Below are 15,412 nucleotides of genomic sequence, written 5' to 3'. Positions count from 1 at the left end.
GCTGTTCAAACAAATACGACTAAACCAAATAAGGGGTGCAGACCAATGAAGATTAAAAATTCACTACTACTAGCTTTTATCTCTATTATCCTTATCCTATCCGCTTGCTCGAAAGAGGCTCCAACAGCAGCAACTGCGGATTCGGCGAAGCCGGCGGCGGCTACGTCAAACGAAGCAGCGCCTAGCACTGAACCTATCACGTTAAAGTTTTATAACAGCAGCGGTACATTTACGAATACAGAATTTAAAACCTTTATAGCTGATCCGGTTAATAAAAAATTTCCCCATATTAAGGTTGAGCGGATCGAACCACCAACTGGAACAACACCGGAGGATTTCTTTTCGTCTGGACAAATTCCCGATATTATTTATTCCAGCTCCAGCTCACACCGGAAAGTAATCAGCTTGGGTGTACTTTTGGATTTGAACGAATATGTGAAAAAATACAATTTTGATCTCAGCCGGATTAAGCCGGAAATGTTAAGCTATGCCAAAGAATTATCCAATAAAGGAGAATTGCTGGAGCTTCCGTTTAACTCCAATCAACATATTCTTTACTACAACAAAGATATTTTTGACAAATTCGGTGTACCTTACCCATCCGATACACAGATGACTTGGGAGCAAGCGCTTGAGCTTGGGCGTCAGCTAACTCGAAGTGAAAATGGCGTGAATTATATAGGAATTGATGCAGAGGGCCCTATCGGTATTGCCAAGAATCTGGCATTGCCGGTCATTGATCCGAAAAGTGGAAAATCGTTACTCAACACCCCAGATTGGGTACGTGTATTTAACCTTGCAAAGCAAAATTATGAAATTCCTGGCTATATCGGAAAAGATGATAAATATGTCTACGGGCGCGATGAATTTATGAAGGATCGCAATTTGGCGATGAGGCCTACATGGCTCGCTAATATGGTTGGTCCTTTGGAGGAGCTTCGCCAGCAGGGGCTTGAAGTGAACTGGGATATTGCACCAGTTCCTACGTTTAGTGACCAACTGGGCAAATCACGGGAAGCCCAGAATCACACGCTGTCTGTATTTACCAAAAGCACACATAAGGATGAAGCATTCCAAGCAATAGCACATATTTTATCCGATGATACTCAACGGATTTTAGCTCGTAACGGAAGGGTACCATCCATTATAAATCCGGAATTGGAAAAAGAATATGGTGCCGATTTGCCGGTGCTAAAAGGTAAAAAAGTACAAAATGTATTTGCCGTCAAGCCAATCCAGGAGCATACCTCGCATCAGTTTGAGCTTGATATTAATAAATTTGTCACGGAAGCTGCAGCGAATATTGCCAAAGGAACAGATGTGAATACAGCGATTCGTAAAGCCTCCGAGAGTATAGATAAAGAAGTGGAACGACTGCAAAAGAATCAATAATTTAGCCGGGAAGTCCAAGACCGTGTTGATCTAAACAGGCTTCACGAATTTATGAAATGAGGTGCTTAATTATGAATCAGACTGAACGTAAACTACATATTAACTTATTTCTTTTTATGGCTGGACACCACGAGGCAGGATGGCGCCATCCGCTTGCCCAGCCTGAGCGCACGTTGGATGTCAACTTTTATAAGCATTTAGCCCAAACGGCAGAGCGAGGATTGCTAGATTCCCTGTTTATTTCTGACAATTACTCGGGAACATGGCGACGCTTCGAGCCATTCACCTTATTATCAGGTTTAGCAACGGTTACCGAACATATCGGTTTAATCGCAACGGTTAACACAACTTATAATGAGCCGTTCCATGTAGCGCGTAAATTCGTATCCTTGGATCATCTCAGCGGTGGCAGGGCCGCTTGGAATATTGTAACTGGTGGTGGTTCCGATGCCCATAACTTTGGTTTGGAGGAGCATCCAGAGCATGCCAAGCGCTATGAAAACGCGGAGGAGTTCGTCGAGGTTGTCAAACAGTTGTGGGATAGCTGGGAGGATGATGCCCTTATTTACGATAAGCAGGCGGGTGTCCAAATCGATAGCAGTAAAGTGCATGAGATTAACTTTAAAGGCAGCAGCTATTCGGTAAAAGGACCTTTGAATATTCCACGTGGTCCACAGGGCCATCCCGTGCTGGTGCAGGCGGGTTCCTCGGAGAGCGGAAAAGAACTGGCCGCTAAAACAGCCGAAGTGATTTTCACAGCACAGCAATCGTTGACAGGCGCCCAAGATTTTTATCGTGATGTCAAATCAAGATTAGCTAAATATGGGCGTACACCCGAGCAACTACAAATATTGCCGGGACTTAGCCCGATTCTTGCCGATACAGTCGCAGAGGCCAAGGAAATCGAGAATGAGCTATTTGCATTGACAGATTGGCAGGGTTCGATCAATCGGCTTTCCGAACGTTTGGGCATCGACTTCAGCGGGTATACACCGGATAGCCTTATTCCTTCTATAGAAGGTGCACGAGGAGTAGAATTAATTGAAGGGATGAAGAGCCGGCATCAGCTGCTGATTGATCAAATCAATACGGAAAAACCTACGTTTCGCGAGCTAATCACGCACTTGGCCGGTGCGAGGGGGCATCTTACCTTTACAGGTACACCGCTTCAACTGGCTGATGTGATTGAAAGATGGTTTAAAGAGCGGGGTGCTGATGGCTTTAACCTGATGCCACCCATTTTTCCAAGCGGTCTTGAGATTTTTGTTGATAAGGTAATTCCAGAGCTGCAAAATCGCGGATTATTCCGAACCGCTTATGAAGGGAAAACCCTTCGTGACAATTTAGGCTTGGCCCGTCCTGTTAATAATATCCATGCGGTGACGAATTAGTATCATTCATGCATAAAAATATAATGTAAAAAAGCCGGCTTTCCTTTTGGGAGAGCCGGCCTTTCTTAGTTTAAACCAAAGCTTTAACTCGCTTAATCTGGGGAATAATTGAAGCACATGCCTTAGATAATCCAGCTATAAATCGGAATGCTGGGCCATGCGTGTGGGAGGAGAGAGGTCCAGCAAAATAAAGCCCTGGAAGGCTGCATTGGAAGTGGGCATCTAATAGAGGGAATTGGTTGTACCCATGTTCTTCCCGGCGAATGCGCTCTAGTAAAAGCGGGTCGAGAAAAGGGACCCGATCCAATTCGATCCTAAACCCGGTTGCAGCGATCACATGGTCGACAATCCGGTGCTCACCATTCGTGAGCTTAAGGTAAAGCTTGCCATCATTCGTTGTTTCCGCATACTCAACCGATACATTAGCAGATTCCCGTATTTTCCCCTCAACAAAAGGACGCAGGAAGTACGCGATACTCCCTGCCGGCCTTGACCAGCGTTCTTGTTTTTTCTCAAGGGGCCAATCGAAATAAGTATGGGCAAGCTCAATTAATTCGGTCCCAGTTGCACCAATCTTGCTGTAATTGGGTGTTTCGCGCCGGTAAATCAATTCACAGTCGCTGTCTGCCAGATGAAGCAAAGCTGCTGCTTCCCAAGCACTTTGCCCGCTTCCAACCACGGCCACCTTTTTATTCGTAAACGAATTGAAGCTATTATAGCCAAATGTATGGGACACGAGATTAGGAGAAATGCCAGTGAACACCTTCGGTGTGTAAGCGTAGTGCTGCAATCCCGTAGCAATAATAACGTTATGAGCCGTATAAACCTGTCCCGCTTCCGTTGTAACCGAATATCCCTCATATTCTTCATCCCCATCAGTATTCGAGTATAAAGGCTGTAGTCTAGTGGCCAGCTCTTCGGTAAAATCTACATTCGTTTTTGCGGCAAACCAGAAAGCATAATCTATGAAAACGGGTCGAGGCAGAGGGGTCATGATTTCCACTCCAGTCTCCTTGGAAAAGCGCTCCAGTGTAAACTCCGACTGTGGGTCGGAAAGTCCTATGGATATCGGATGGGTACGGATGAACATCTCCTGAGGCATTTGATTTTTCCAGAAATGCATGGGATATCCGAGTAATTTGTAACTCAAATGCTGAGCGGAAGCATGTGCTGCCAAAGAAATTCCATAAGGACCCGCACCAATAATAATCAAATCCAGCATAAAATGCCTCCTAAGAATGATAACACCGGTATAGGAATAATTATTAATTCAATTCAAAGCCCTGGTCGTGCAGAAATTCCGTGACATCATCGCGTTTGCGTGTATTCAGGCGTTTAGCCATTTCCTTGGACCAGTTCGTATCTCTGTTACCACCTGTCCGGGTTGCCATAAAAGCTTGTAAGGACTGATTATATTCTGCAATGCCGTGGTCATAATGGTCGGTAGAATAATGCTCACGATGCAGAATCGTTTCTATAGGTAATCGAGGACGGTAGCTCGGTTCTTGATCTGGATATCCCAAGCACATACCAAAAACAGGATAGACTAGCTTAGGCAACCCAAGAACATGGGATACTTCACGAATATTGTCGCGGATCCCTCCGATATACACGGCGCCTAAGCCAAGTGACTCTGCTGCAAGTGTAGCATTTTGTGCTGCCAGCGCGGCATCAACCGTAGCGATGATAAAAATTTCGGTGGAGGTGGGTATTTGAACCTCTTCAACCGATGCGGTCGCATACTGGAGGCGATGAAGATCGGCACACCATACCAGAAATACGGGGCATTCTTCAATATATGCCTGATTTGCTGCCAGCTTGGCAAGCTTATGCTTGGTTTCTGGTTTAGTAACAGCTATTACACTGTAAGCTTGCATATTACTGGAGGTTGGCGCACTTTGTGCAGATTGAATAATCGCCTTTAGCTGCTCGTCGGTTAAAGGATCCGGTTTATACTTGCGGATGGATCGATGTTGCTGTAATTGGTTTATTGTGGCATTCATAAAGAAATCCCCTTTCTAATTGGGTAAAATGATAACAAAAAACCGGAGACTTGAGCCCAAAGGCAGTCTCCGGTTGTCCGGTTACCGTAATTTATAACTAATCCTATAATAATACTGTGTTTAAATATACCATCATTTTTTGGGGATGTCAATATGGCCAGTGCTTAGGGTATGGGAATTTCATACAGATTTTTTGATATTGATTTCAAGTAAAATTTAATAAAGATGGCAAGCTGTGAAATGGTTGTTCCCCATGATGAGCGCTACGACATGCCGACGAATATATGGAAGTCAGCTATAAGCTATGGGAGGGCAGCTGGGAGGACGACTGAGCCTTCCCCACAGCGTTCACCTGTTATTTTTCAGGCGGGTAGCTCTGGGCGTGGGCGCGCTTTTGCAGCGAGGCATGCCGAGGGTGTCTTTTTGAAGGCGCCGACGCTTGAGGTATTGCGCGACCAGGTACAGGATATCCGCAGGCAAGCTCAGGCCTTTGGCAGAGACCCCGAGGCGGTCAAGGTGTTTAACGGTTTGTCCGTCATCGTAGCCCCTACCCGTGAGGAAGCATTGCACAAGCAAGCTGAATTCAAAAGCTACCAAAGCGCGGAAGCGACCTTGCTTAGCTATTACTCCGTTACAGGGATCGACCTGACGGCGCTTGACCCTGATTCTATTTTTGAAAATATCAAAGGTGTTTCGAGGCTGCCTGCGCACCACCCAGGTGCTTCCTATCGGGTTAACGGTGCTAGCTCTTGACCTAGCCTATGAGACCATTAACTGGCAGTGGATTCGGATTCAAAAGGAAGTCATCTCAAAGCTTAAAGATGGGTTCACAGGCATCCAAAACCCGGAAATAGGTTCTGGAGCCGTTGTCTATAAATAAATCCGACTAAACCGATTGACATTATTTTATATTAAGATATGATAAGTATAAGAGATTATGGATGCGTTGAAATTGATTTGAATGTTATGGGGGAATTGAGAATGAAGACAGTTGCAATTATCGGAGGAAGCCAAACAGATACATTCAAAAAGATAGGTGAGAAGCGGGGTATACGGGTTGAGCACCATAATGGAAAAACTGGCGGAGGCTCAGTAGATAGCCATTTTCAATGGATTATTAATAAAGCGGATGTTGTTATTATTCTTAAAGGAGCCATCAAGCATAATTCTATGTGGTCTGTGCGGGAATTGGCAGAAAAAAAGGGCAAGAAAATTGATTACCATAATGGCTTCGGCGCATCTGGGGCCATCGATAAAGCGCTACAGTTGGCTTATACTTAATTACCTGTAAGGTTGGTGAAAGAAATCATATATTTTGTGAGATAGTAGACCCTTATCTGGATAACCAGGGAAGGGTCTATTCTATTGAAAGGTTTGCCCTTAATTAAATTTTTGATGAAAGACCAAAAATTTTTTGAGCTGCTCCGCCTGAAATATGATAGGAGTGCAATATCGAGGTAAGCAGTCCGGGGAAACGTGCTTCCAGATCATCTGTGCGAATCGTGAGAAAACGCTGGGTGCCCTGTATGCGAACTTGAATGATGCCTGCTTCCCTCAGTGTACGGTAATGATGGGATAAGGTCGATTTGACAACGGGAACATCGATCTCTCCGCATGTCCGTTCACCCGTTTTATATATAATATCAACAAGGTACAGCCGAATGGGATCGCTCAGGGCATATAGGATAGATGATAACTGAATATCTAACCGGTCCGGATGATACAGCACTTTCATGTCATAACTCCCTTATATTTATTTGCAGATTATGATTGCATTTTATCATACTGGATTTTATACTTCAATTGTTCGAATATAATAGAACAATTGAAAGTAATAGTTGCTCCTGAGGGCAATAGCTTCTAGGATTGTTTTGGGCGTGATTCACTCCTATTTCGTACACGATTGTTGCTAAAAATGAAAACTCAATTTCGCCATCACCAAAGTAGGCCACAGCGTGTGTTTAAGCAGACCCTGATTAAAATATAAAAGGGTTACAATTATTATGATTGCATGTACAGCCAATTTGAAAAGGAGACCCCCAAATAACGTTTGTTTTTACTGAATTTTAGCTGGAAACAATCAATACTGGAGGCAGGTGTACTCGTACGCACCAGCGGCTTGTGGTACGTATCGACAGAGCATTCATTCTGATAATCCCTCTTCAAGGCTCACGGCAACACTACTACTTTCTCCTTGCATGAAGAGCAAAACTTGGCATATTGGATACACGTTTCTAATGAATCATCCGGCTCCATGGGCCACCATCGTATGGCTCCCATAGGCGCCTTCGACGCAAAGCTCTCGATTTCTGCAGGAATGCGACCCACAACAACGACTTCGATCTCTTTAAAGTTGGTTTCCATGCCCTTTTGAAGAGTTTTAAATAATTGGGTATGCTCATTAGTAGGGAAGGAGTGGGGGATAGGAAACAGGATCGAAACTCTGGATAATTGTTCATGAATGATATGAGCAGATTTTCGTGCAGGACTATCTGTAGCTGTCTCCCATATACGGCTATAGGGCACATCATCAAGTAAACCAAGCTCCTCCACTCTCGTGTGGATTCTTTGGCTATAATAGTTGTTTAGTTCTTTAACGAGGATCTGAATCTGCTTATTTCTTTGGAAAGTAGAGTTATCTCCATGTTCATTCCGATATTGGAGATAGAGTAAATCAGGTATTGTTACATATTTCGTACAAAGAAACGTCCGAACTAGCATATCGTAATCGTCTGCAACCAAGAGTTCTTCGCGGTGGCCTCCAATCAGTTGGTAACAATCCCTCGTCCACGCACGAGGATGATTCGGTAAACCGACCAAATGGCGGATGGTATTCCCATTGATGGTAGTATGCTTTTGCACATTTTGCCATCGATTCATTTTATGTACCCAAACTCGGTAATACATACTGTATCCAAAACCACAATCCCAACCATACCAATGAGCATGGTTACTACCAACGTACACCTCAGCACAATCCCCATAAACAAAGCCACATTCGGTGTGTTGTTGAAAGGTATCGACGATCTTTTTTAGGCAGTCAGGTGTTAACTCGTCATCATGATCTACTTCTACTAAAATTTCCCCTGTACATAGACCTGCTGCATACCGTTTGATTGCCCCTATATAGCCATTACGGGAATCTTGGCGATACCTCCTAACACGGGGATCGTCTAGAGGGAGTAAATCTTGGTTGTAAGTCTGATCCTCATCACCGGAGTCATCTACAATCACCCATTCCCAATTGGAGTACGTCTGGTTCAATAAAGAGCGATAAGGTCGCTGAATTTTTTCCTTGGATTTATAGCTAGCTGTGAACACGGATACTAAGGGCGCATCTGAAGAAAAACGAGTCGAGGGTATGGGTTTGTTTTCAGGGAGAGGATCGGTCTGTTTGAGCCAGCAGTAAAATAATTTGGATGGTTGAATTTCTGTTGGAGAAATGTAATGCAACCAACGTCTTCTCTCGTGAACAGGTAAGGCATTCAGCGTTGTGAATTTTTCCCAACCCGTTCCCAATGAAACATAGACGCGAGGGTTTTTGGGGTTTATATCCAATAATGCATCATTAGGTTCATGCAGCTTCACTGTTATGCCGCTCTCAGCCAGTCTTAGTAACATTTCTTCCAGTCCATCCGATGAATCCTCGCTTGAAAAAAATAGATAAGCCGTTAATAGTGGAGTATGATTCGATGACATTTCCATCCCCCTTTCAAGATATCCAATACAAACTATAGATTCGTCAATATTTATATTTGAAAAATAGAAAATTATGTTAAAAAATACATATGCGGATTTTAAAAGCACCTAGCCAAGAATGCCTATGGACGTATTCATCGGAGCTCACGAACGTATTTTGGCGCGCTGGCATATTTTAGGAAAAGGAGAAGGAGTTGATAAAGCGGTCATGACGATAAAAATTCCATTTTTAAAACCTAACCTGGTCAAGCAAGAGACGTTGATCCCGTATTTATCCGAGATAGAATCATCAAGAATTTACAGTAATTTCGGTCCACTCAATACACGTTTTGAACAACGAGTATTGGATGAATACTTTGATCATCTTGGAGCTGTTACAACCGTAAACAATGCGACTATCGGCTTGATATTAGCTATTTCCCAAAGTAAGCGTCCAAAGGGGAAATATGTCCTGATGCCGAGTTTTACGTTTGCTGCTACCCCCTTGGCTGCGATATGGTGCGGATTAGAACCATTTTTTGTGGATATTCGTGCGGATAACTGGTGTATGGATGAGAAGATACTTAATGAATGGCTACAAATATTGGGTGATCAAGTTGCCGCTGTTATTCCTTATGCTACCTTTGGTACAAATATGAATCTCGACTTTTATCAACAAATCCACGAATCAGGGGTACCGGTGGTTGTAGATGCTGCTGCCAGCTTTGGTACGACGGAAAATCTCAATCATTTTGGAAAGGGGTTTCCTGGTTGTGTCGTGTTTAGCTTTCACGCTACTAAATCGTTTGGAGTGGGTGAAGGGGGGCTAATATACAGTGCGAATACAGAATTAATTTCCAAAATTCGTCAAGCTGAGAATTTCGGTTTTTCTACGAGAAGAGAAACTACGTTACCAGGACTAAATGGCAAGGTTTCTGAATACACAGCGGCAATCGCTTTATCCACTCTGGATGTTTTTGACCAAAAACTAAAAGCGAGAGAGCAAATTTATGGCTGGTACCTCGAACAGCTGGAACATACAGATTTATTAGGTAAAGGCTGGACAATTCAAAAAGCTGAGGGGAAAATTCCTCATCAATTTATGTCTATTTGTTGCCCGGAGGGTCAACAAAATAGTGACATCATTCATTCACTTGCAAGTCAAAACATCGAAGCACGGACCTATTTCTCTCCTCCTTGTCATCAGCATCCACTTTTTACTGCTCATCCTCATACCCCCTTACCCGTTACGGAGAAAATATCCAGTCGTATTGTAAGCTTACCTCTATGGGAAGAAATGACCAATCAAGATGTTCGTTTGGTTGTAGAAGGGATGGTTCCATCATAAAAACGATTGTGATTTGGGGATGTGGTGGCCACGGTCGTGAAGTTCTCCATCTTTGTGGGCAAATCGGAATTGAAGTGGCAGGTTTTCTGGACGAACGACCTGAATTTAAAGGTCAGATTATAGACGATATTCCTGTTTTAGGTGATCTGCCAGATATCTCTTCATTACAAGAACAGGTAAAGATTGTATGTGCAGGAGTGGGGGATCCATTCCTCAAGAAACGTCTAGTTGAAAAAACAAGGAAGTTTGGTTTTCAGTTGGCAGATACATTAGTCCATCCTTCTGTGTTCATTTCTAAACGAAATCATCTAGGGGTAGGTAACGTCATTTGTGAAGGGACGATAATAACGACAAATGTGGTCATAGATAATTTTGTTATTATAAACCGAGGAGTGAATATCAGCCACGATGACCGAATTGAAGATTATGTGACAGTTGCTCCAGGTGTTCAGATCGGAGGGAACGTTACGATTCAGGAAGGGGCTTATATCGGAATCGGATCTTCCATACGCGAAAAAACGACGATTGGATCCTGGTCCGTGATTGGTGGGGGATCTTTTGTAAAAGAGGATGTACCCAAGCAAACCCTGTACGCTGGAGTACCTGCAGCATTCAAAAAAAGCTTGCCATAAGCTTTCATGTATCCTCCGGTATAATTGAGGATATCGGAGAGAAAGGAGGGGCAAAGTGGGATTTCCATTAGTAAGTATTGTCATACCTGCTTATAATCGGCCCCATACTCTACAAATAGCCATCGACAGTGTATTGGAACAAACCTACCCGAACATCGAAATTATTATCTGTGATGATAGTACAGATGATCGAGTGCAAGAGATGCTCGTTCCTTATTTGGCTTCGTCTCCTCAGATCAAGTATCATAAAAATGAACGGAATTTATTTCTTGAAAATTGGCACAAATGCTTTGATCTAGCATCAGGGGACTATATCAATTACTTGATGGACGATGACGTTTTTCATAAAGAAAAAATTGCGAAAATGATTTATTTTTTTAATGAATTCGAAAATATAGCTCTGGTCACTTCTTATCGGCAAACCATCGATGAATCCGGTCAATTTCTTCCTCCTATCTGGGCTACTGTTAAGCTATACCAAGAAACAAGGATATTAGACGGAAAGGAATTAGCAAACTTTGTATTAACACGATGTATCAATTTCATTGGTGAACCGACAACGGTGTTATTTAGAAAAAAAGATCTTACCGAACTATTTGGAGTTTACAAAGGAAAACAGTATTCTCTAATCAATGATCTAGCAACTTGGTTGTCATTGCTATCCAAAGGAAAAGCTGTCTATATTCCAGATACATTAAGTTATTTTCGGTTACATCCAGATCAAAATAGCAATAAAATGGATCTAATAAAGAAAGGGAGTGAATGGTTAGATATTATCATTGCCTCACGAGAAGATGGATTTCTTGATACGGACGATTTATTCAAAACTGCTCTTCACTGTTATCGTAATCATGTAAAAAAAAATCATCAATATGTAGAAGATATTAAGAGGATTGATAAAATATTAATAACCTTAGACCAAAATCCCTTAATCTAAAAGACAAAAAAACGGGAAGGGTTTATTAACCCTTCCCGTTTTTATTTAAATTGTTATCAGGCGTGATAAATAAGAGTAAGATGCAAGCAACTGTTATCATCCTTGTTGAGATTCAGGCAGCTCTACTACTTTCTCCGTACACAAAGAGCAGAACTTGGCATATTGGATACACGTTTCTAATGAATCATTGGGCTCCATGGGCCACCATCGGATAGCTCCCATGGGCGCCTTTGAAGCAAAGGATTCGATTTCTGCGGGAATACGACCAACAACAACGACTTCGATCTCTTTAAAATGGGTATCTATTCCCTTTTGAAGGGTCTTAAATAATTGGGTATGCTCATTAGTAGGACAGGAGTGCGGAATATTGACGAGGATTTGAATCTGCTTATTTCTCTGGAAAGTAGAGTTATCTCCTTTTTCATTTCGATATTGGTTATAGAGTAATTTTTGACCAGTAAACCCGATGATGGATCCTCCCCCCTCCTTTCGGTCAACAGTGAAACCATTTTTTTCGTCATTAAATTCATTATTATGAGAATTAGCAGAAAATATGACACCATGGAAACGTCCTCCTATCGGGGCTACCGTTAAGCTAAACCAAGATACAAGAATAGTAGACGGAAAGAAATTTGCAAACTTTGTATGAACATGATGTGTTAATTTCATTGGAGAACCGACATCGATTTGCAGAAGCTATCAAGCGGATTGATATGGTATTAACAAGCTTGGACTAAAAATCTAGTGGGGTGACGTCTTGCGATAATAAAAAAACTACCTGACACCAATAAATCTTGGTTGTCAGGTAGTTTTTTTGATTTTAAGTGATTCTTTGAATGAGTAGGGAGGCATTAACTATAGGTGCATCATCTACCGTAACTGTTAGATCGTCATCGTTTGAACCGATATTCCGTAGAGTATAAGTTGTTCCTGCTGTTGTTACATTTAAGATGGCTAAACCTTTAAGTTCTAATCCGCCGCTAACAGTAACAGTACCGTAATTTGTACCGAGTTGTTGTACATCAGCGCCATTAAAAATTGCATAAGCAAGACCATTAGCAGCACCGTTATTTTCTCCTGTTATAGTGTAGTCAATGCGATAGAAACCTATTTGGTTTATTGTTACTGTACTTGGTGCTGTAAAGGTATAGGTTGTTGTGGCTGTATTTACTAAAGCTGAATCAAATTCGACATCATCACCTGAGCCAACTGTTTGAGCACCTTCAGCAATTAAATATATTGCCTCAGTGGATGGTGCTGGTGCTTGCGGCGCTTGGTCGCCTTGCGGCCCTTGGTCGCCTTGCGGGCCTTGGTCGCCTTGCGGACCTTGATCGCCCTGCGGACCTTGGTCGCCTTGCGGGCCTTGGTCGCCTTGCGGCCCTTGATCGCCTTGCGGCCCTTGATCGCCTTGCGGCCCTTGATCGCCCTGCGGTCCTTGGTCGCCTTGCGGCCCTTGATCGCCTTGCGGCCCTTGGTCGCCTTGCGGCCCTTGGTCGCCTTGCGGCCCTTGGTCGCCCTGCGGCCCTTGATCGCCTTGGTCGCCTTGCGGCCCTTGGTCGCCTTGCGGTCCTTGGTCGCCCTGCGGCCCTTGGTCGCCTTGCGGTCCTTGGTCGCCTTGCGGCCCTTGATCGCCCTGAGGCCCTTGATCGCCTTGGTCGCCTTGCGGTCCTTGGTCGCCTTGCGGCCCTTGGTCGCCCTGCGGCCCTTGATCGCCTTGCGGCCCTTGGTCGCCTTGCGGCCCTTGGTCGCCTTGCGGCCCTTGGTCGCCTTGCGGTCCTTGGTCGCCTTGCGGTCCTTGGTCGCCCTGAGGCCCTTGATCGCCCTGCGGCCCCTGGTCGCCTTGCGGGCCTTGATCGCCCTGCGGCCCTTGATCGCCTTGCGGTCCTTGGTCGCCCTGCGGCCCTTGGTCGCCTTGCGGTCCTTGATCGCCTTGCGGACCTTGGTCGCCTTGCGGTCCTTGGTCGCCTTGCGGCCCTTGATCGCCCTGCGGACCTTGGTCGCCCTGCGGCCCTTGGTCGCCTTGCGGCCCTTGGTCGCCTTGCGGTCCTTGGTCGCCTTGCGGACCTTGATCGCCTTGCGGCCCTTGGTCGCCTTGCGGCCCTTGATCGCCTTGCGGCCCTTGGTCGCCTTGTGGCCCTTGGTCGCCTTGGTCGCCTTGCGGCCCATGGTCGCCCTGCGGCCCTTGATCGCCCTGCGGCCCTTGATCGCCCTGCGGCCCTTGATCGCCTTGCGGACCTTGGTCGCCTTGCGGACCTTGGTCGCCTTGCGGTCCTTGGTCGCCTTGCGGTCCTTGATCGCCCTGCGGACCTTGGTCGCCTTGCGGTCCTTGGTCGCCTTGCGGTCCTTGGTCGCCCTGCGGCCCTTGATCGCCCTGCGGTCCTTGGTCGCCCTGCGGCCCTTGATCGCCCTGCGGCCCCTGGTCGCCCTGCGGTCCTTGGTCGCCTTGCGGCCCTTGGTCGCCTTGCGGCCCTTGGTCGCCTTGGTCGCCCTGAGGCCCTTGATCGCCTTGCGGCCCTTGGTCGCCTTGCGGCCCTTGATCGCCTTGCGGCCCTTGATCGCCTTGCGGCCCTTGGTCGCCTTGCGGACCTTGGTCACCTTGCGGCCCTTGGTCGCCTTGCGGACCTTGGTCGCCTTGCGGACCTTGGTCGCCTTGCGGCCCTTGGTCGCCTTGCGGCCCTTGATCGCCTTGTTCGCCTTGTTCGCCTTGCGGCCCTTGATCGCCTTGCGGCCCTTGATCGCCTTGCGGCCCTTGATCGCCTTGCGGCCCTTGATCGCCTTGCGGCCCTTGTTCGCCTTGCGGCCCTTGGTCGCCTTGATCGCCTTGCGGCCCTTGATCGCCTTGCGGCCCTTGGTCGCCTTGCGGCCCTTGATCGCCTTGCGGGCCTTGATCGCCTTGCGGGCCTTGATCGCCTTGCGGGCCTTGATCGCCTTGCGGGCCTTGATCGCCTTGCGGGCCTTGATCGCCTTGCGGACCTTGGTCGCCTTGCGGCCCTTGGTCGCCTTGGTCGCCTTGGTCGCCCTGCGGTCCTTGGTCGCCTTGCGGTCCTTGGTCGCCCTGCGGTCCTTGGTCGCCTTGGTCGCCTTGGTCGCCTTGGTCGCCTTGGTCGCCCTGCGGACCTTGGTCGCCTTGCGGACCTTGGTCGCCTTGCGGGCCTTGATCGCCTTGCGGCCCTTGTTCGCCCTGCGGACCTTGGTCGCCTTGAGGCCCTTGGTCGCCTTGCGGTCCTTGGTCGCCTTGCGGACCTTGGTCGCCCTGCGGACCTTGATCGCCCTGCGGACCTTGGTCGCCTTGCGGCCCTTGGTCACCTTGCGGTCCTTGGTCGCCTTGCGGACCTTGGTCGCCTTGCGGTCCTTGTTCGCCTTGCGGTCCTTGATCGCCCTGCGGCCCTTGGTCGCCTTGCGGCCCTTGGTCGCCCTGCGGCCCTTGATCGCCCTGCGGCCCTTGATCGCCTTGGTCGCCCTGCGGCCCCTGGTCGCCCTGCGGTCCTTGGTCGCCCTGCGGCCCTTGATCGCCTTGGTCGCCTTGCGGTCCTTGGTCGCCTTGCGGCCCTTGGTCGCCTTGGTCGCCTTGCGGACCTTGGTCGCCTTGGTCGCCTTGCGGCCCTTGGTCGCCTTGGTCGCCTTGGTCGCCTTGCGGACCTTGGTCGCCTTGGTCGCCTTGCGGCCCTTGGTCGCCTTGGTCGCCTTGGTCGCCTTGGTCGCCTTGGTCGCCTTGCGGCCCTTGGTCGCCCTGCGGCCCTTGATAGCCTTGCGCTCCTTGATCGCCTTGCGGTCCTTGATCGCCCTGAGGCCCTTGTTCGCCCTGCGGTCCTTGGTCGCCCTGCGGCCCTTGGTCGCCTTGCGGTCCTTGGTCGCCTTGTTCGCCTTGCGGACCTTGATCGCCTTGCGGCCCTTGGTCGCCCTGCGGCCCTTGATCGCCCTGAGGTCCTTGAGTACCTTGAGTACCTTGAGTACCTTGAGTACCTTGAGGTCCTTGAGTACCTTGAGGTCCTTGAGTACCTTGAGGTCCTTGAGTACCTTGAGGCCCTTGG

At 47.1% G+C, this 15,412-nt stretch carries 13 protein-coding genes; 7 read left to right on the top strand and 6 right to left on the bottom strand.

Annotated elements, in window-relative coordinates; all coding sequences use genetic code 11:
- Positions 1–45 precede the first annotated feature (45 nt).
- Complete coding sequence (locus G9U52_RS08185; protein ID WP_166148282.1) at positions 46–1,392, top strand: ABC transporter substrate-binding protein; 1,347 nt, start codon at positions 46–48, stop codon at positions 1,390–1,392.
- 71 nt (positions 1,393–1,463) lie between these two features.
- Complete coding sequence (locus G9U52_RS08180; protein WP_166148280.1) at positions 1,464–2,783, top strand: LLM class flavin-dependent oxidoreductase; 1,320 nt, start codon at positions 1,464–1,466, stop codon at positions 2,781–2,783.
- 70 nt (positions 2,784–2,853) lie between these two features.
- Here the strand turns inward: G9U52_RS08180 and G9U52_RS08175 are convergent, their stop codons facing one another.
- On the bottom strand, positions 2,854–4,005 hold the full coding sequence (locus G9U52_RS08175) for an NAD(P)-binding domain-containing protein (protein ID WP_166148278.1): 1,152 nt from the start codon (positions 4,003–4,005) through the stop codon (positions 2,854–2,856).
- Between the two features lie 43 nt (positions 4,006–4,048).
- Positions 4,049–4,786, bottom strand: coding sequence for an oxygen-insensitive NADPH nitroreductase (nfsA, locus tag G9U52_RS08170; protein ID WP_166148276.1), 738 nt, complete (start codon positions 4,784–4,786; stop codon positions 4,049–4,051).
- Between the two features lie 225 nt (positions 4,787–5,011).
- Between nfsA and G9U52_RS41335 the strand changes: the two genes are divergently transcribed.
- Positions 5,012–5,539: an LLM class flavin-dependent oxidoreductase gene (locus G9U52_RS41335; protein WP_311764826.1), complete on the top strand. Its 528-nt coding sequence runs from the start codon at positions 5,012–5,014 to the stop codon at positions 5,537–5,539.
- Positions 5,540–5,767: 228 nt separating this feature from the next.
- A complete protein-coding gene (locus G9U52_RS08160) occupies positions 5,768–6,067 on the top strand; it encodes a DUF2325 domain-containing protein (RefSeq protein ID WP_243767224.1) in 300 nt (99 codons plus the stop codon).
- 103 nt (positions 6,068–6,170) lie between these two features.
- On the opposite strand, the gene G9U52_RS08155 is transcribed toward G9U52_RS08160, so the two are convergent.
- Both G9U52_RS08155 and G9U52_RS08150 read right to left on the bottom strand, forming a co-directional pair.
- The gene (locus G9U52_RS08155; protein ID WP_166148272.1) at positions 6,171–6,521 is read right to left on the bottom strand and encodes an ArsR/SmtB family transcription factor; all 351 of its coding nucleotides are present in this window, start codon (positions 6,519–6,521) and stop codon (positions 6,171–6,173) included.
- A gap of 434 nt (positions 6,522–6,955) precedes the next feature.
- The gene (locus tag G9U52_RS08150) at positions 6,956–8,485 is read right to left on the bottom strand and encodes a glycosyltransferase (protein WP_166148269.1); all 1,530 of its coding nucleotides are present in this window, start codon (positions 8,483–8,485) and stop codon (positions 6,956–6,958) included.
- A 208-nt stretch (positions 8,486–8,693) separates the two neighbouring features.
- Between G9U52_RS08150 and G9U52_RS08145 the strand changes: the two genes are divergently transcribed.
- Genes G9U52_RS08145 through G9U52_RS08135 form a run of 3 tightly spaced genes read left to right on the top strand, consistent with a single transcriptional unit; the run spans position 8,694 to position 11,381 of the window.
- Entirely contained in the window at positions 8,694–9,812 is a 1,119-nt protein-coding gene (locus G9U52_RS08145; RefSeq protein ID WP_166149395.1) for a DegT/DnrJ/EryC1/StrS family aminotransferase, read from the top strand.
- A complete protein-coding gene (locus tag G9U52_RS08140) occupies positions 9,752–10,444 on the top strand; it encodes an acetyltransferase (protein ID WP_207952857.1) in 693 nt (230 codons plus the stop codon). The genes G9U52_RS08145 and G9U52_RS08140 overlap by 61 nt, the downstream gene beginning before the upstream one ends.
- Before the next feature lie 55 nt (positions 10,445–10,499).
- Positions 10,500–11,381: a glycosyltransferase family 2 protein gene (locus tag G9U52_RS08135; RefSeq protein WP_166148267.1), complete on the top strand. Its 882-nt coding sequence runs from the start codon at positions 10,500–10,502 to the stop codon at positions 11,379–11,381.
- A gap of 96 nt (positions 11,382–11,477) precedes the next feature.
- Here the strand turns inward: G9U52_RS08135 and G9U52_RS39830 are convergent, their stop codons facing one another.
- The gene (locus G9U52_RS39830) at positions 11,478–12,050 is read right to left on the bottom strand and encodes a hypothetical protein (RefSeq protein ID WP_243767222.1); all 573 of its coding nucleotides are present in this window, start codon (positions 12,048–12,050) and stop codon (positions 11,478–11,480) included.
- A 151-nt stretch (positions 12,051–12,201) separates the two neighbouring features.
- Positions 12,202–15,412: collagen-like domain-containing protein (locus G9U52_RS08125; RefSeq protein ID WP_166148265.1), on the bottom strand; the 3,211-nt coding region annotated here is incomplete at its 5' end.

The sequence above is a fragment of the Paenibacillus agricola genome (assembly GCF_011440305.1).
In the GTDB taxonomy this organism is placed as follows: Bacteria; Bacillota; Bacilli; order Paenibacillales; family NBRC-103111; genus Paenibacillus_S; species Paenibacillus_S agricola.
Note: the sequence above shows the minus strand (reverse complement) of the source record. Positions and strands in the feature narration are given on the sequence as shown.